At 46.5% G+C, this 18152-nt stretch carries 16 protein-coding genes; 7 read left to right on the top strand and 9 right to left on the bottom strand.

From position 1 onward, the window contains the following. The first annotated feature begins 50 nt into the window (after positions 1–50). The gene (locus CKQ84_RS05030; RefSeq protein WP_105250343.1) at positions 51–1334 is read left to right on the top strand and encodes a winged helix-turn-helix domain-containing protein; all 1284 of its coding nucleotides are present in this window, start codon (positions 51–53) and stop codon (positions 1332–1334) included. Positions 1335–1559: 225 nt separating this feature from the next. Further along, entirely contained in the window at positions 1560–3674 is a 2115-nt protein-coding gene (locus CKQ84_RS05025; RefSeq protein ID WP_105250342.1) for a M13 family metallopeptidase, read from the top strand. Positions 3675–3725: 51 nt separating this feature from the next. Here CKQ84_RS05025 and CKQ84_RS05020 read toward each other — a convergent pair whose 3' ends face one another. Then, positions 3726–6119, bottom strand: coding sequence for a fatty acid cis/trans isomerase (locus CKQ84_RS05020; RefSeq protein ID WP_105250341.1), 2394 nt, complete (start codon positions 6117–6119; stop codon positions 3726–3728). Positions 6120–6374: 255 nt separating this feature from the next. Between CKQ84_RS05020 and CKQ84_RS05015 the strand changes: the two genes are divergently transcribed. Beyond that, entirely contained in the window at positions 6375–7004 is a 630-nt protein-coding gene (locus CKQ84_RS05015; RefSeq protein WP_011845657.1) for a flavin reductase family protein, read from the top strand. Positions 7005–7420: 416 nt separating this feature from the next. Here CKQ84_RS05015 and CKQ84_RS05010 read toward each other — a convergent pair whose 3' ends face one another. From CKQ84_RS05010 to ubiD, 4 genes are all read right to left on the bottom strand, one after another. Next, positions 7421–7969, bottom strand: coding sequence for a DUF4209 domain-containing protein (locus CKQ84_RS05010; RefSeq protein ID WP_158682990.1), 549 nt, complete (start codon positions 7967–7969; stop codon positions 7421–7423). Positions 7970–8064: 95 nt separating this feature from the next. Next, positions 8065–9246 carry a hypothetical protein gene (locus CKQ84_RS05005; RefSeq protein ID WP_105250339.1) on the bottom strand — a complete coding sequence of 394 codons (1182 nt, stop codon included), beginning with the start codon at positions 9244–9246 and terminating at the stop codon, positions 8065–8067. Positions 9247–9734: 488 nt separating this feature from the next. Next, complete coding sequence (gene fre, locus CKQ84_RS05000; RefSeq protein WP_063883664.1) at positions 9735–10445, bottom strand: NAD(P)H-flavin reductase; 711 nt, start codon at positions 10443–10445, stop codon at positions 9735–9737. 114 nt (positions 10446–10559) lie between these two features. Continuing rightward, complete coding sequence (gene ubiD / locus CKQ84_RS04995; protein WP_105250338.1) at positions 10560–12041, bottom strand: 4-hydroxy-3-polyprenylbenzoate decarboxylase; 1482 nt, start codon at positions 12039–12041, stop codon at positions 10560–10562. A 159-nt stretch (positions 12042–12200) separates the two neighbouring features. Between ubiD and CKQ84_RS04990 the strand changes: the two genes are divergently transcribed. The 3 genes from CKQ84_RS04990 to CKQ84_RS04980 all read left to right on the top strand — a co-directional run bounded on the left by CKQ84_RS04990 (position 12201) and on the right by CKQ84_RS04980 (position 15245). After that, positions 12201–13010, top strand: a complete 810-nt coding sequence (locus CKQ84_RS04990; RefSeq protein ID WP_105250337.1) for a hypothetical protein — start codon at positions 12201–12203, stop codon at positions 13008–13010. Positions 13011–13181: 171 nt separating this feature from the next. Beyond that, positions 13182–13940 (top strand): IS5-like element ISSod6 family transposase, encoded by a 759-nt coding sequence (locus CKQ84_RS04985; RefSeq protein WP_011071076.1) that lies wholly within the window; start codon positions 13182–13184, stop codon positions 13938–13940. Between the two features lie 81 nt (positions 13941–14021). Then, on the top strand, positions 14022–15245 hold the full coding sequence (locus CKQ84_RS04980) for an MFS transporter (protein ID WP_105250336.1): 1224 nt from the start codon (positions 14022–14024) through the stop codon (positions 15243–15245). Between the two features lie 54 nt (positions 15246–15299). On the opposite strand, the gene CKQ84_RS04975 is transcribed toward CKQ84_RS04980, so the two are convergent. The 4 genes from CKQ84_RS04975 to arfB form a co-directional block, all read right to left on the bottom strand. After that, a complete protein-coding gene (locus CKQ84_RS04975) occupies positions 15300–15977 on the bottom strand; it encodes an SDR family NAD(P)-dependent oxidoreductase (RefSeq protein ID WP_105250335.1) in 678 nt (225 codons plus the stop codon). 81 nt (positions 15978–16058) lie between these two features. Then, complete coding sequence (gene accB / locus CKQ84_RS04970) at positions 16059–16508, bottom strand: acetyl-CoA carboxylase biotin carboxyl carrier protein (protein ID WP_105250334.1); 450 nt, start codon at positions 16506–16508, stop codon at positions 16059–16061. A 36-nt stretch (positions 16509–16544) separates the two neighbouring features. Beyond that, the gene (gene aroQ / locus CKQ84_RS04965; protein WP_028759381.1) at positions 16545–16985 is read right to left on the bottom strand and encodes a type II 3-dehydroquinate dehydratase; all 441 of its coding nucleotides are present in this window, start codon (positions 16983–16985) and stop codon (positions 16545–16547) included. Positions 16986–17217: 232 nt separating this feature from the next. Further along, the gene (arfB, locus tag CKQ84_RS04960; protein ID WP_011787977.1) at positions 17218–17649 is read right to left on the bottom strand and encodes an alternative ribosome rescue aminoacyl-tRNA hydrolase ArfB; all 432 of its coding nucleotides are present in this window, start codon (positions 17647–17649) and stop codon (positions 17218–17220) included. Positions 17650–17785: 136 nt separating this feature from the next. On the opposite strand from arfB, the gene CKQ84_RS04955 reads away from it, so the two are divergent. Continuing rightward, a complete protein-coding gene (locus tag CKQ84_RS04955) occupies positions 17786–18151 on the top strand; it encodes an STAS/SEC14 domain-containing protein (protein WP_105250333.1) in 366 nt (121 codons plus the stop codon). Position 18152 lies beyond the last annotated feature (1 nt).

Below are 18152 nucleotides of genomic sequence, written 5' to 3'. Positions count from 1 at the left end.
TTAGTGTAATCAAACTTTATCAGTATTGGCTGATCTTTCAGGCGTTTAACATGCATAAAATCACATCTTATTTAATGTTAGATGAACAGGCTAAGGAATTAGTCGATCATGTGAATGGGACAACCATCAGCCTGACTTTTTCCGAAACGGCCTTATTAGTGCTGCTGTTATCATCCACGAATGCCATTTTTACTAAGGAAGAATTGCTGCAGGTCGGCTGGCCTGAAAGGGTGGTTGCTCCTACCTCTTTAACACAATGCATCAGTACCTTACGTAAAAAGCTCGAACCCTATACCGAAGTGCAGCTTAAAACCGTGGCACGCCGCGGTTATCAATTGCATATCTCTGAACAATCCCATGTAAAGATGCTGGCGATCAATGATGCGAATGCAATTCGTGATGCCTTAGTGGGGGTGTCGGTTTGGACTAAAGTTGCTGGTATTGCCCTCTTGTGCGCTATCTTGGCAATCGTTTGGTATGTGAGCGACCATCATGCGGTGGTTAAACAGGTGGCTAAATGGCATGCCGATAAATATATCAGCCTCAATATTGGTGGCACGCTGGGGACGGCGCGAACCTTCTATATTGGTGATGAGGATCGTTTACATCCTTCATGGTGGCAAAAACATTTAGCGCCAGAGGGAAATCACATCAATAACCTTAATTACTTCAGTGCATTTACCTCAACAGATGGCAAAAATTATTCGATGGCGATTTGCCCTGAGCTGGACGCCGATGCCTGCAGTGGTCACGGCATCATCAATGTCACGGCGATAGATGCAAAACCCGCAGGATTAAATATGGCGGAGTTCATTCCGCTGAGCCAAATAATGGAGCAGCGCATTCGCTATAACCGTATTGTCCTCCCTGCGGATGATAAAGGAATGGGTGAGCTACTTGAGCATAATTACCATGCGGATATTTATTTTCCCGTCGCGGGCGAACTCTTAGTTCGTAACGATCTCAGTATGTCTCTGGTCTATGAAGGGCAAAATAAGGGTAAGTTTTATTCAACCTCCTGTATTACAGATCAAGATTGTTTAACGACGCCGATTAAATACACTATCCGCGGTGAGTTTGAGCAGTACCAGACCACAATTGATGACCTTAAAGTCGATGTTTTTCACGTTAAAGTGTTACAAAAAGAACTGACAAAACCGGATGAAGTCAGCCATTCTGCTATGCAGTTCTACCGTGAAATTCGTAAGCATGATATCCGTGATGAAGATTTATTTTATTATCGTGTTTATCAAAATGAGCACACGGCAGTATGGATCATTCCTCAGATGGGACAAGTGCTTGCGTGGACTCAGTACACTCAGATCAAATTATAAAGTAGTCGTTAGCCAAACTTGATTAAGCCGACATAGCGTCGGCTTTTTTGTGCCTGCAGTTGAGCGCGGTCGTGATGATGCTAAGCTGCGTGTTTCAGCGTCTGGCTCAAATTGTTTGCATTAACTTTCTATCATAAAAATTGGCTTTGTTTTACTTCTTCATTCAGTGCCAGTTACACTGCCAAACTTAGATAAATACAATAATAAAAGAGAGAGGAGTCATTCATGTCGGACCGTCTTATTCCCGTGCTATTACTGTCAACTTCAGTACTGGCTGGGCTCACTGCTTGCAGTGATAACACCACAGAAAACACAGTTAAAACCAGCGAAAACGCGCCAAAAAGTCAAGACGTTGCGGCTCAAATGCCGATTGGCATTAATGTCGCGGCTATGACGCCAACGGTAAAACCAGGGGATGATTTTTATACCTACGCCAATGGCGAATGGATGAAAACAACGATGATCCCCGCCGATCGCTCCAGCACTGGCGCTTTCCTCGTTGCCTTTGAAGCAACCGAAAAGCATAAAACCAGTTTGATTGCCGATCTGGTGAAAGCGCAACATGCGGCGGGGAGCGACGAAGCGCGTATCGCCGATTTCTACAAGGCTTACACAGATACCGCCGCTATTGATACCGCAGGAATGAAGCCTGCCGAGGCGGATATTGCCCGTTATGAGGCCATTGCGAGCAAGCAGGATTTATCTGCGGCGTTAGGCGGAAATCTGCGCGCCGATGTCGACCCTCTCAACGCGACTGACTTTTATACCGAAAACCTATTTGGGATCTTCGTCACCCAAGGTTTAGCCACGCCGGGCGAAGTCTTACCTTACTTTTTACAGGGTGGTTTAGGCTTACCTGAGCGCGAATATTACCTGTCTGCCGATCCTAAAATGGTCGACATTCGCACCGCTTACCGCGCTTACATTGAAACCTTGCTCAAAGATGCGGGTGTGAGCGATGCCGCTGTCCGTGCCGATCGTATTTTCGCCCTTGAAAACAAGATTGCCGCAGCCCACGCCAGCCGTGAAGCAAGCGAGGATTTTACTCAGTCTTCGGGGGTATGGAGCCGTGCTGACTTTGATGCTAAAGCACCGGGCATCGATTGGACTGCCTTTCTAGCGGCGGCGCAACTGGGCAATCAGCCTAAATTTGCGGCCTACCATGCAACGGCGATTACGGGACTTTCTGCGCTTGTGGCCTCTGAGCCTTTAGAAGCATGGAAAGATTGGCTCGTGTTCCACCATATCAACAGCCATGCTGATGTGTTGCCATCGGCAATCGACAACGCTTCGTTTGCCTTTAATGGCACTAAGCTTTCTGGCACGCCAGAGCAGCGCAGTCGCGATAAACGTGCCTTAGCGGCACTCGACCAATATTTAGGTGATGCCGTAGGCCATGCCTATGCCGAGCAATATTTCCCTGCTTCGGCCAAAGCAGAAGTCAGCGCTATGGTGGATAACATAGTGGCCGCCTTCGGTCAGCGAGTGGAAAAACTCGATTGGATGGACCCTTCAACCAAGAAAGAAGCCCTAGCAAAAGTGGCCACTATGGCGGTGGGCGTGGGTTATCCCGACAAATGGCGCAATTACGATAGCTATGCTGTGATTGCGACTAATGCCTACGCCAATGCCATCAATGGTGAAAAAGTAGAGTACAGCCATCAGCTAGCCAAGATTGGCAAACCAATGGATAAAGGCGAGTGGTGGATGACGCCGCAAGTGGTGAATGCGGTGAACTTGCCAGTGCAGAATGCGCTTAACTTCCCTGCGGGTATTTTGCAACCGCCATTCTTTGATGCTAAGGCCGATGCCGCTTACAACTATGGCGCGATTGGCGCTGTAATTGGTCATGAAATCAGCCATAGTTTTGATAACAATGGTGCGGCATTCGACTCGACTGGGGCTATGCGTAACTGGTGGACGCCCGCTGACTTTGCTCAATTTGATAAGCAAGGCGATGCGTTAGCGCAGCAGTTTGATGCTTATGCGCCTTTCCCTGATTTACACGTGAATGGCAAGTTGACCTTAGGTGAAAACATTGCCGACGTAGCAGGTTTAGCCGCCGCTTATGATGCTTACCACGCCTCGCTTAAAGGCAAAGATGCCCCAGTGATTGGAGGCTTTACGGGTGATCAACGCTTCTTTATCGGCTTTGCGCAAACCTGGGCCACTAAGATGCGTGACGAAGCCCTGCGTGCTCGGGTGGCAACCGATGGACATGCCCCTGGCATGTACCGCGCGCTAACCGTGCGTAACTTAGATGCTTGGTATACTGCATTCGATGTTAAGCCTGGCGATAAGCTGTATTTGGCTCCAGAAGATCGCGTTAAGATCTGGTAAGTTTACTGGGTTGATTTGAAAGGAAGGGGAACACTAACGTTCCCCTTTTTATTAACGATTTTGCAGTCGGTTGTAATCCAGCCACCCACATTCTATCGGGTGATTGTCGAAAAAGATCTGATTGAGTTCGTCACTAAAGGCCCAAAACTTCGGATCAGTACGGCGTACACCCACCATATCTAACAGTGCTTCATAGTCTTTTTCAGTTTGCATTTTCTCTATTGTCGCCACGACGTTAGGCAAGTCTTGTTCTTTCACTCGCCAAAATGCCTCAGGATAACTACCCAATAAGCCATGCACTAAAGTGACATCATCTTTAGCGGGTTCGCGGTTATTCGCCTCATTAAACAGGCTCGAAATATTCCGATGGGCGCTATTGCGAACTAAGGTAAATATCTCAGCTTTACCCGCTTTTTCAGGTTCGACCATGATCATGGTTAGTTCAGGTAACAGGGTCGCTTGTGTGCCTTTTAATCGATCTAATGTGTGTAAAAGTGCTTTGCTATGTATTTGCAAGCTACTATTTTCTATGTGATATCGATTGGGTTGAACCTTAGCAACCTTCTGTCCGAGTTTTTGATACAGCTCGCCCTTTAGATCGTCGCTAAAGTAGAGTACGCCCGTAGGCTGATGAAAGGTGTTGATATCCCCTGCGATAAAGGCCGTGAGCTGAGTACCTGCCCCTTGATACCAATCACTCAACTGCTTGCGTCTTTCCTCCTGCGGCAATAGGGTCAGGAAATTCGATTCCCCCTCCATCCGTAAAAAATCCATGTATAAGCGAGTTAATAGCTGGTGGCCGTAGTTACCATAAACATCGAAACCCGCGACCAATAAATAGTGGATACGCTCCAGCAAGGCATAATCGATAATCCAAGCCGTTTTGGGCGGTTCGCCGACTAAGCCTTTGACCACAGTGGCATTGTCGAAGTGACGAAATACTGTCAGGCTGGCATTATCATTGGTGTCGTCGCCATCCCAGAGTCCGTCTATGGTAAGGTGCTGGCCGTTTTTGAATTTCTCGTTCAAGAATTGATTACGCGCCCGCATATATTTGCCTTGCTTGGCGGCATATTTCACCCAAGTTACTGCGAGTGCAGTGCTTTCTTCCTCTGCAGGCATACGTAGATTTTCAAGTTGGGAATGGTAAAAGGCGCTAAAGTCAGTGTCGTCCATATAATCTGGAGTCACAAAGTACACCCAGAATCTATCGTTAATGACATTGAGCGCCACCTGACCACGGCACACTGGGCCTTTGATAAAGCCCATAATGGTATCTTGGGCGCGGGTCAGCATAAATCGATAGCGCGCACTGGCAGGAATTTGAATAAAGGCTTCAAAGGGATTGGCCGCAACGCTCGGCTTGTAGCTCGGCAGTTGAGTGACTGAGTAATCCGCATCGATAAACCATTGTTGCCAGTTATCCAGCAAGCCGGTATTCAAAGCGTAGGGGATATGGGTTTTATCGACTATGGTTGCCCGATAAGGCCGAAAGCGGTAATAGACTCGCTCCACCTTAGGATCATCGAAGGGACGACGGGAGGCGATAATATCTAGCGCTTGCCCCGGCGGCGTCCGAGAACGCACTAACTCGAAGAATAAAGGCTGGGCGTTTGGTTGATTCAAAGACTCAAAATATAAATGGAAGGCAAACAAATGCTCATAAATGTAACGTGCACTTAATTGGCTTTTTAAACTGTCGCCGTTTAAAAACTCTTCCCAGTGGGTTATTTCTGCAATAAATTCAGGTGTAAGCGCTTGTGCAAACGGCAGTGGCGCACCTTGCTCGAGCCAGTGCATCAACACTTGATGTTCATTAGCATTCAGTGCTGGCAAGCCATAAGGCATACCTGCAAGGGGCTGGCTTTGCTCGTATTTGTCCATTTCCTCTAGGCTGGCGCATTGCTGAACTCTGTCTAGGCTGAAATCAAAACGCTTATCTAAAATCTTGTCTTCGGGCAGGGGATGCATTTGCTTAAGCGTGAGCATTCTGGCTAATACTGAGGCTTGGGTATTAGCTTCTGGGGTTTGATCGCGCTCGTTTAGCATGGGGTAAAACCCGCGTTGACGCCAAGCTTCTGGGGTAAAGGCATCGACAAATAAGCGATTAGGTGTGGCAGCGACTAAGCGTGTGCCTTGGTAGACCTTTTCCTTACTTGCCCCACGCTCTATACCTTCGCTTGAGGTCATTTTTAACTGACAGGGGGCATCGTAACAGGCATGACATACCACGCAGCGGCTATTGAGAATAGGCTCAACTTGTGTGTGCACAAACTCGGCTTGTTGAATAAATTGGCCGTTCAGCTGTGCATTTTCGACGCGTTTTTGCGGTGAGCTAGTGCCAAACAGAGCATTGAAATCGATTTGCGCTACGCTGGCACAACCCGTCGCCAACAGCACTGCGACCAACAACAACCTCTTCCATCCCCCTTTTATCGCGCCCATTCACCGCTCCTTCATTTGTCACATGCTATTTAGCAGAGTTAGGCTTTTTAGCCCACTGATAAGTATCACTTTAGCAGAAGAGTGTGTTGGATTTGAAATTTGCAGCCAGATGTTGTTCAAGGAGTTTACTTAAGTTGCCCTACAGACTTTTGGTCGCTGCTCGAAACTTGGGTAAGATAGCGGCTATAAAAGCGTACCTGTGATGGCTGTATTAATTGCACCAGTATTGTTGTGGCAATAACAAAAGGATGAAGTATGACTGCTGATAACCGCTATTTTTACGAACCGAGCAAAGGCCATGGCCTTGCACACGATCCTTTAAATGCGATTGTGGGGCCTCGACCGATCGGCTGGATTTCATCACGGAATGCCGAGGGGCAACGCAATCTCGCACCTTACAGCTTTTTCAATTGTTTCAACTACAAACCGCCCATCATTGGCTTTGCCAGCACAGGCTGGAAAGACAGTGTCGCCAATATTGTCGAAACAGGGGAGTTTGTGTGGAACCTCACCACTCGCGGCTTAGCCGAGCAGATGAATCAAACCTCCGCCATGCTGCCACGCGGTCAAGATGAGTTTAGCTTTGCCGGACTCACGGCTAAAGCAGGCACCATTGTTAAGGCAGACTTAGTGGCTGAAAGCCCAGTAAACTTCGAATGCAAATTATCCCAATGTATCCAGTTAACTGCCGCTAATGGCGACAAGATCGATACTTGGTTAGTGTTAGGAGAAGTGGTGGCCGTGCATATCGCCAAGCATTTACTCAATGCCGAGGGGATTTATCAAACCGCCCTTGCCGAGCCCGTATTACGTGCCGGCGGCCCATCGGCTTATTATGGGATCTCAGAAGATCTGCGTTTCGATCTACATAGACCACAAGTGTAGCGGCTGCTCAGTCGCCGCAGGGCTTTGGGTTTTTAAACTTCGTTTGAGTTTTTGACTTATGAGTTTTGGTATCTCATGGCAGAGCAATCTAAAGCTTTTTTTAAAATCAAAGTCAAAGTCGTGGGGCTTCACCCCACACCCGACCAAGGAGGACTGCTCGTCCTATCCTCCTTGGATTCTCCAAGACGCCCTTAGCGAAGTTACATGCATTAGATGCTAGCTTCGTGCTTATTCGAAAATAGCTAACGCTTCCGATGGGGCGTCCCTTCCCCCCGAAAGCTACGCAGACGTCCTGTCTGCGTCACGCTATTTTCTTCAACGCCCTTCAGCAACTTCGCAGGGAAGGTGTATCCCTTGAAATCTGGCGTTGTCTTCTATTTATTAAAGCAAAAAGAGTTGTGAGTTTCCCGTCTATTCTATGAATTTTCAGAGCTTAGAAGTAAAGATTCGACAACTAACTTTAATGTTCTCCACCATACATAAATTGCGGCATTACTTGATGATGAACCATCACACAAAAGTCCATGAGCTAGATCATTTCTCAAGTTTGGGCCTCTTGGATCTGTTAATAAAACTTTAAACTCAAAAAGTAAGTTTTCATCAAAAATATCCGTAGCCTCCTTTTTGTCTAATAATGTGCTTAGCCCAACTTCCATTTCTATACCATTCAGATCTAGAGTTGTCGTTAATATGTCATGTGATTTAAGGATAACTCTAACCAAGTTTTCTAATTGAGGGGTCAAAAGATATATTGCTGATGAGAAATCGAATTCAAATCCTTCGTGCAAAGACTTCGCAAATAAATACTGTCTATTACTAGGTATTAATGGTGATTGATGACACAAGTCTAGCAGTAAACCAAATGGTATTCTATGCTCACTTAAAAGTGTTTTTAGTGCTGGTAATATCTGTATGTCGATAATAAAGTCAATTTTATTGTATATATTTTGAAATACTTGATTCATAACTGAATCATCTGAAGATTCGCTATCCTTGCAAAATCCATAAGCTGTTGTTTTTGATATTATTCTCGCATCATTTGAGAACTGTGTACTTGGCATTAGGCTTGTAAGTATGTTTTGTGACATAATTTTTTTGTTTCATCAATAATATTATTTCTTTTAAAGCTTTCTGCAATAGTTACAAATTTATATATAGCCTCTACTACACTGTCAACATTACTTACATAACTTGAGCATGTGCTTGCAATGCTAGACATCTCATGAATATCTTCTTGTGAAAAAGTATGGCTTATCCTAACCATCTGGTTTATAGCATTCGTATTAGCTTCATTAATGCCTAATCTAAGCTTGTTTATTTCATATTCAACACCTAATTTATCACGATATATAATTGGTATTTTTCTAAGGACTTGAATCGCATTGTTGTAAAATTCACTAGCAATAGCGCCTGAATCACTGAGCCTATTATTACCTTCTTTTGCCCATGATTTCGCAAGATGAAATAAGGAGTTATTTGATTTTTCTGATTGATCAGATGATGCATATAATCTTGATGATAGCTCTAAGTATGCCCTTGCTGAAAGGTGGTTAGAGAGAGCTAAATATTCGAGACCTTTTGAATATGTTTTATCTGCAAAATATTTTATTCTTGAGTTATTGAAGCCAAGATCTAAATAAAAGTCACATAGCCAAAGATACATAAATCCGTCTTTTTTCTCATATTGTAACAAGGCTTTAATTAGCTTTTCTTCAATTACAGATAACTTGTCTTGACCACTGCTTCTTAACTGGATAGCTAATCTTACTCCTCGTTCATAAAAGTGGTTCACTCCAAATTTCCATGATTTTTCATCAATTTCTCCTGAAGAGTAACTATCTATAGCATCATAGGCATAAGTTAAATTTTTGGGGCGAATTAAAAGCCATAAGATATCAGTAATTCGAGATTTTAATTCTGGGATTACAATGGGTTTCAATAAGTATCTTAATAAAGTCAAGTCATTATTGGTTAGGTTTTCTATGCTAAATGACTGATTGAATAGTGGGGCGTATGGTGCATTTATACTGTTTGGTTTGAGTTTTAATGAACTGATAGAACCTAATAGATATAGTATTTTTGCAGATCTTAGATCTCCTTCTTTTTCCGCGCATTCTGCTAATTGATATAATTTGTAATACTGTGAATCGATTATTATATTTTTAGGAATGATTTCAAATTTGAAATTATCAATAAATTCGCTAGATACATCTAGCTCGTCTGCATATTTACGAGTGTCCATTCAAGCAGTCTCTATATTTTTCTATTTATGATCTAGCTAGACTTTATCACAATCTTGCTTTAATCGTATTTAAATAGAAGATACAGTTACTGATAGTATTGGCTGCAGGTTACACCAATCCCCTGGGAAGTTGCTGCGGGGCGTTGGAATAAATTGCGTGAGTCCGGTCATGGATGACCGGCTAGCTTCCGTAGGTACAGGGACGTTGCCTTCGGAAGCGATAGCAATTTATCCATAAGACCAAGGCTAGTATCTAATGCATGTAACTTCGCTAGGGGCGGCAAGGGAGTTCCAAGAGGGGATTGCTGTTGATCCCCTCTTGGTCGGGTGTGGGGTGAAGCCCCACGACTTTAATCCAAACGAAGTTTGGGTAAACTCAATTGACCGCCATCTGCAAGATAGAAAAACAAAACCCCAGTAAAAACTGGGGTTTATTATTTGCAGCTCAACTGGCAAAGGTTAGCCAGCCAAGCTAACAAATTATCGCATTATTTGATAAACGCGAACGCATCACCGTAGAGATGTGCTTCTTCTACACCAATCTCACGGAAGATTTCCCGTGCTGCACCCACCATATCGAAACGACCGGCGATATAGATGTCGTAGCCATTTAAGCTGACAAAATCTTGTTTGATTTGCGCTAACAGATTGGCGGTTTTGCCTTGCCAATTGGCTGGCGCTTCTTCGATGACTGGGACGAAGTGTAACCAAGGGTGAGCGTCGTGCCACTCGCGGGCGATGGTTTCAAAATACATAGCATCTTGGGTGCGACAACCCCAATACAGCATAGTTTCAACCTGTTGGCCGAGGGCGATTTGGTGCTCGATGATACTTTTAATGTAAGAGAAACCTGTGCCGCCGGCGATTAACAGGCGAGGGCGAATGCTTTCGTGACGCAGGTGGGCTTCGCCGCCTGGGGCTTCGATATCGATAGTGCTGCCATCAATAGCGCAGGCTTTCAGGCGCTCGACCACTTGCATTGGGTAGCTTTCACTGACGGCTGCGCCAATGTGTAATTCGATCAGCTCGGCGTTTGGCGCTGATGCGATAGAGAAGGGGCGTTTATCTTTTTCACCCATGACAACACATAAGTATTGCCCCGCTTGGAAATCGAAGGCGGTTTCAGGCCTTAACAATACTTGATATACGGCATCGTTAAATGGGTTAACTTTCTCTATCTTACAACGTATGGTTTTCATCAAACTTCCTTTGCACCTTTCTTCAACAGTATGTGTCTAGGTGTCGCTTTAGAGGCCTGTTATTGGCCTATTCTCTTGGCTAAAGCCGATACTTGAGTAATGGCTTAAGCTGAATTATAGGGTTGGGCTGTCGTCTATGCCTAACTCATCCCAGATTGAGTCGATCTTTTGTTTTACTTTTGGATCCATCACGATTGGCGTGCCCCATTCGCGGTTGGTTTCACCTTCCCACTTATTGGTGGCATCGAGTCCCATTTTTGAGCCTAAGCCCGCAACGGGTGAAGCAAAATCGAGGTAGTCGATCGGGGTGTTTTCGATCATCACAGTATCGCGTTTAGGGTCCATGCGGGTGGTGATCGCCCAGATCACATCCTGCCAGTCACGGCAGTTCACATCTTCATCCACTATGACAATAAACTTAGTGTACATAAATTGGCGCAGGAAAGACCAAGCGCCCATCATCACTCGTTTGGCATGTCCCGGATATTGTTTGCGAATGGAGATCACTGCCATGCGGTACGAACAGCCCTCAGGTGGCAGATAAAAATCAACGATCTCAGGATATTGCTTACGCAAAATCGGCACAAACACTTCGTTTAATGCAACCCCCAGCATGGCAGGCTCATCCGGTGGACGGCCAGTGTAAGTGCTGTGGTAGATGGCATCTTTACGCTGAGTGATGTGGGTAACGGTAAATACTGGAAACTTATCGGTTTCGTTGTAGTAACCCGTGTGATCGCCGTAGGGGCCTTCTTCCGCCAGTTCCTCAGGATCGATATAGCCTTCGAGGATGATTTCACTGGTGGCGGGCACTTCTAAGTCGCAGCTTAATGCCTTACAGACTTCGGTACGTTCACCGCGCAGTAAACCGGCAAAAGCGTATTCGCTCATGGAATCGGGGACTGGGGTGACGGCGCCTAAAATGGTCACAGGATCGGCGCCGAGTGCGACCACAACCGGATAACGCTCACCGGGGAATTGTTGTTTAAAATCAGCAAAATCTAACGCGCCGCCACGGTGGGACAACCAGCGCATAATCAGCTTGTTTTTACCCAGTAATTGTTGGCGATAAATGCCTAAATTCTGACGACTCTTACGCGGGCCTTTGGTGATGGTTAAGCCCCAGGTCACCAGTGGCGCGACATCGCCCGGCCAGCAATGCTGAATAGGCAATTGGGTTAAGTCGACCTCATCGCCGGTTTTGATCACTTGTTGGCAAGGCGGATTACGCACTGTCTTTGGCGGCATATTCAAGGCTTGCTTGAACATAGGGATCTTAGCGATCGCGTCTTTAAAACCGCGTGGTGGCTCAGGTTCCTTTAAAAAGGCTAACAGTTCGCCCACTTCGCGCAGGGCTAATGGGTCGTCTTTGCCGAGTGCCATGGCCACACGTTTTGGCGTACCGAACAGGTTTACCAACACGGGCATGTGATGATTTTTGGGATTTTCAAATAATAGCGCAGGGCCTTGAGCGCGTAATACGCGGTCGGCGATCTCTGTCATTTCTAAATGAGGATCAACTGGGTAGCTAATGCGTTTGAGTTCGCCATTGGCTTCTAAGTGATCAATAAAGCTGCGTAAATCCTTAAAACTCATGTGGAAATAGCCTCTGCGGTGAAAATCCGTGTGGCGCGCACTATAGCATTTTTCTGTTTTAGGGTTAACCAATTCAGTGATCTTCAAGCTTAGGAAGCGTAAAATGGTTACCAGTAAGTCGCGATAGATCTCGCTTACGCCCTTTATTTCGAGGTTTATATGAATATTCCTGTATGGTTTGCTCAAGAAAAGTGTGTTCAAAGTCAATCACATGGCGCGGATAAGCGGTCGCTAAAGTGCTTGGTTTTATCGCTTGCCGTGGGGATCTCACTTTTGGGGGCGCTCAGTGTGCCGACTGTCGCGGTGGCCGGAAATAGAGGCTATTCGGATCAAGACGAACGCCACGGTCATCGTGATAGCTACAGTCGTGGCGATAGTCATTACAACAATCGTCATGACAATTATTACGACAACCGCCATGTGCGCAAAGATAATCGCCATTATCGTCCCTATTATCGACCTTATTACCCTTGGGGTTTAGGACTGGGTTTAGGGCTCGCTACGGGGTGGGGATCGGGTTGGAATGTCGGTTACGGTGTGAACACCCATTGGAACAATGATTGGGGTTGGAATACGTCGCGTGATGCCTACGCTCGAAATTACTGGAACTCGCCCTATTCGGGCATAGGTTTGTCGATTCCTATGGCCTATGACGATGAACCTGTGGCGATTTCTGCACCTGTACGGGTAACAACCAGTATGCAGTATTCTGCGAGTGAAGGCCGTATGGTGTCGAGTATGCCTGCAAATCTGGCCGGCCAATCGACTGGGCAACTGGTGTCGCAAACTAGTAACGGCACAGGCAAAACAGTTGCAACTCCGCGTCCTCGCGCACCGCACAGTGTGTCTAGCTTGCCGAGCAATGCTAGGGTTGTGCAGCAGGATGGTCGTACACTTTACGAGTGGCAAGGAACGCTTTACGCCTACGACTGGAACAGTCAAACCTATCAAGAACAGTTAGTCAGATAGATTTACATTAGGTAAATGACTGAGAAATTGGAGCCCCTTAGTGGGCTCCAATTTATTTATCATCTTTTATTATCTTTTTATTAGGGTCTGTTGATCTTTCGAGAGTGATTTTTAGACAGCATGGCAAGACGTTATAATTTGCTTCGCCAAAAGTAACCATAACCTCAAGCCATGCCAAGACTTATGCTAACCGATGCACGCTGGGAAAAGCTATTTCATTTAATGAAAAGCACAGGCCGTGTTTATGACAAACCTGAACATAGACAAACATTCGAAGGTATTCTTTACCGCCTTAGAACAGGTATCCCTTGGCGAGATTTACCTAAAGAGTTCGGTCATTGGAGCACGGTCTTTAGACGGTTTCATTTATGGTCTAAGAAAGGCGTTCTAGCACATTTATTCAAGGCCTTAGCCAACCTTGCTGATATAGAATGGGTCTTTATTGATGGCTCGATAGTGCGGGCTCACCAGCACAGTGCAGGTGCAGCGACGCTAAGTAATGAGAGTATTGGTAAAAGTCGAGGCGGTAATTCAACCAAAATTCACTTAGCCGTCGACAGCGGAGGATTACCGATTTATTTCGAATTATCAGAAGGCCAAAAACACGATATTACACACGCCCCCAGCTTAATTGAGCACCTGAAGCAGGTTGATACCGTCATTGCAGATAAAGGTTATGACAGCGATGCTTTTCGTGAACTTATCGCAAATAAAGGCGGGAAATCTGTTATTCCAAGGCGCCGCTATAAGAATACACCTCAAGAAAGAGTCGATTGGTGCTTATATCGGTATCGACATTTAGTGGAGAATGCTTTTGGAAGAATTAAGCACTATCGAGCAATATCAACAAGATATGACAAGCTAGCAAGAAATTACGCCAGTATGGTGTCACTGGCGTTTATGTTAATGTGGCTGCCGATGTATTGCTGAACAACATTTGTACAGCAAAGATCAACAGACCCTAGTTATTTATTAGCTAGTTGTCGTTTTATAGCATAGCGGAGAAGAGGTTTGAATACTGTTAGAAATCAGGCTGCCCAAAATCAGCATAAGGGCGCCAGTACATTATGGGTGTTACTTGCTTTAGCACTCGGAACATTCGCTTTAGGCACTACAGAATTTGCTTCCATGACCTTAGTGCCTTATATCGCGAGCGATTTAGGGGTAGAGGTTGCACATGTGAGTTATGCCATTAGTGCCTATGCGCTGGGGGTTGTGGTCGGTTCGCCAATTATCATGGTGCTGGCCGTTAGGGTCAGACGGCGAACACTCTTGATTGCTTTAGCCGGGTTAATGGCGGTGGCCAATGGCTTAAGTGCGTTAGCGCCATCATTGAATTGGTTAATCTTTTTTCGTTTTCTCAGCGGCTTGCCCCACGGCGCTTATTTCGGCGTGGCTATGTTGCTCGCTGCCTCTTTAGTGCCGCCAGAAATGAAGGCCCGCGCCGTATCGCGGGTGATTATTGGCCTTACGCTGGCGACGATTATCGGTGTGCCGTTTGCGACTTGGATGGGGCAAACTGTGGGCTGGCGCTCGGGCATTGGCATAGTGGCAATTCTGGCGACCATTACCGCGATAATGGTGTATTTTTTAGCACCTAATCAAGCAGTGCCCGCTGATGCGAGTCCCAAAAAAGAGCTACAAACCCTTAAAAATCGTGAAGTCTGGCTGACGCTCGGTATCGCGGCCATTGGCTTTGGCGGTATCTTCTGCGTGTATACCTATCTGGCTGAAACCTTAATCCAAGTGACACAAGTCGAGCCGTTTAAGATCCCAATCATGATGGCGGTATTTGGTATTGGCGCAACACTCGGGACATTGGTGTGTGGTTGGGCGGCGGATAAGTCGGCCTTAGCGGCGGCGTTTTGGTCGTTAGTGTTAAGCACTGTGGTGTTGGCGATTTACCCGAGTTTGACCGGACATTACTGGGCGCTGATGCCCGTGGTATTTTTTGTCGGTTGTGGGTTAGGGCTTGCCACTATTGTGCAAGCCAGATTGATGGATGTGGCGCCAGATGGGCAAGCCATGACAGGCGCTTTAGTGCAATGCGCCTTTAATCTTGCCAATGCAATTGGCCCTTGGGTGGGCAGTTTAGTGATACTGTCTGGACAAGGCATTGCCGCGACAGGTTATGCGGCGTCTTTGTTGTCATTGGGGGGACTGCTGATGTGGTGGCTGACCCATAGAGAAAGCCGTCGCGTCGTTACCCTAAACACAGCGAACTGCGCCGACTAGCGAGTGCTAAGGAAGAGACGCAGTGGTCATATTCTGCGTCTCGAATCCGCACATTTAGCCCCTTTGTATGGTGATATCGGCGATATAACCATGCTCTGTGGCAACCAAGGCTTGTTTGAGCATGCCCGCCGCTTCATCGGCGGACATAAAGCTTGAGGTATCTAAAGCCTTACCGCTACTGGGCCAAAAGCCTGTGTCCATGCCGCCGGGATACACGGCAATCAACTTCATTGGGCTTTGTTTAAGCTCTAATCGCACCGACTCGATAAATCCCCGCACCGCCCATTTTACCGCGCAGTAAGTGGATTCTCCCGCCTTGGCGGCCAGTGCTGCGGTGGACATGACCACAACCACAGTGACTGCTTGATCTTTATAGCGTTTCACTAATTCCCGCACTAACAGAATCGTCGAAGTGACATTGTTATTGAGCAGGCTTTGGATATCGCTCGCCCCTTGGGTTTCAATTGCACCAAAGTAGCCGCTGCCCGCGCAATGGATCACGGTTTTAGGGGCTTGCGTTAGGCCATCGAACAGGGCTTCGAGACTCGATTCACTGGCGAGATCGGCGGTGATAGCAGCGATCGTTTTGTTGGAGAAAGGCGTTAATGCATTGGCGACGGTTTGCAGGCGCTCGGCATGGCGACCTGTGAGTGTCAGTGCTTCATTCTCTTTGGCGTAGAGCGATGCGAGCGCCGCGCCTAAACCACTGCTGGCGCCGGTAATTAATATCATAGTGACCTCGGTTAATGCTGTCTTGGTTTGAAAACCGCATCTTAAATCTAAGTGCGCTTCAATTCATGGGAAGGCGAGCGGTTAGATTAAGGTAAATAGTGGCTGATCGAATGCCACTTCATCGCCGTCTTTGGCCCAAATAGTGCTGACCACGCCATCGCGCTCGGCTTGGATGGGATTCATCATTCTCATCGCTTCGATAATGCAGATCACTTCACCTTGGCTCACACGTTGACCGACTTTAACCAGCGGCACATCATCGAGTTCTGCCGCCGCGTAAAAAGTGCCGACCATAGGTGAGACTTGTAAAAAACCTTCTGTACTTGGCGAAATGCCTGTCTGCTTTGCCTGTTCATTCAAAGGCGCCACAGGTGCTCTGGGGATCGCTTGCTGTGATTGCACATTGGCTGGCATAGGGCTGTAGCGGGTGATGCGAATTGATTCTTCACCTTCGGTGATCGCCAGTTCTGCTATGTCAGATTCTTGTACTAACTCAATGAGTTTTTTAATTTTACGAAGATCCATTGCCATTTATCTGCCCTTGCAAAGCACGCTATTGAATAGAATTTACTGTGGCTGGTTGAGCCGCTTAATGGCCGCCGCCAGCGCAAACTCATAACCCTGTGAACCGAAACCGCAAATCACACCTATCGCCTTATCGGAAAAATAGGAATGGTGGCGAAAGGCTTCACGGGCGTGCACATTGGATAAATGCACTTCAAAGAACGGAATTGCCACCCCAAGCAGGGCATCACGCAGGGCGACGCTAGTATGGGTAAAGGCGGCGGGATTGATAATAATCATCTGGGCATCGGTTGCATGAATCGCATTGATTAGCTCAAATTCGGCGTTGGACTGAATATGCTCGAGCTCAACTCCCGCCAACTTTGCCTGCTGGTTTAACTCCGCCACTATGTCGGCTAAGGTTTGATGACCGTAAACGCTGGGCTCGCGGCGGCCTAAGAGGTTGAGATTGGGGCCATTGACGAGCAAAATTTTGTGACTCATTGCGCTTTCCTTTACGACATACCTTGGGATTAATGCTGGGATTAAAGTTGGAAAAATTTATTTCAGTTTTCTACATAGGCCATTAACTTAACCTGTTCAAATCGATTTTGCATTATTCGTTAGTCAATTGTGTGCGAGCTGATCATGTGCGAGCCGATTATACCTTTGAAATCCTGTGCCATTGTTGGCTGTCAGTTGAGTTAATTGTCATCTAAGTTAACTGTCACCTAAGTTAATAGTCACTCTTCTGTTGACGCATGGCCTTAGTGGCACCTTTTTGTTTCTTGGTCTCTAATCGCCGCGTTTGGCTGCCTTTAGTGGCGCGGGTGGGGATGCGTTTTTTCTGCACTTCACCGACACTGGCAACCAAGGCGATAAATTGCTCCAAGGCTGTTTGGCGGTTGGCATCTTGGCTGCGGCTCGCTTGGCATTTGATGATGATTTTGCCGCTTTTAGTGATGCGGTGATCCGCCTTGTTGAGTAAGCGTTCTTGGTAAAACTCGGGTAATGATGAGCTTTTAATATCGAAAATCAGCTGCGCAGCGGTGGACACTTTATTTAAGTGCTGGCCGCCTGCACCACTCGAACGGATAAATTGCCACTCGATTTCATTTTCCTGAAGTTCCACACGGTTTGAGATTTTTATCATGGCAAACTTAGGCATTTTTCAGCATGGATTGAGAAGCCATCAATAATGACTTATGGCTTTCCAATAGATTTGTTATCATCGGACGCATTCTTTGCCGCTGCATTGGCTAAAGCCATTGCCTGCAAAAGTGTTCTCGATTCGGAGTGCCTCTATGTTATGCCAAATCCCCGATATTGCTAAGGGTGTTATCAGTCTTTTTGCCAGTGGCCGACTATCCTCCACCGATTATCGGACCCGTTTACAGCCTGCGATTAAGAGTTATCGTAAGGATTGGGGCCAAGTTTGCCTGTATATTGAGGCGGATGTGTTACTCGAAGGCTGGGAATTTGAGTCGCTGACCGGTAGTGGTGAAGTTCAGTTACCGAATTTTGAAGCCTTAGTGTTTGTGGGCGGCCCTGATTGGGTAGGAAATGCGGTGCGCTTACTCGGACCTTTTATGCAGGGCGAAGTGGCTTGGTTTCCACTCGAACAGAAAGCCAAAGCGATTGCTTGGATCACTAAGCGTTCGAATATTTAAT

The sequence above is a fragment of the Shewanella sp. WE21 genome, from assembly GCF_002966515.1.
GTDB lineage: Bacteria > Pseudomonadota > Gammaproteobacteria > Enterobacterales > Shewanellaceae > Shewanella > Shewanella oncorhynchi.
Note: the sequence above shows the minus strand (reverse complement) of the source record. Positions and strands in the feature narration are given on the sequence as shown.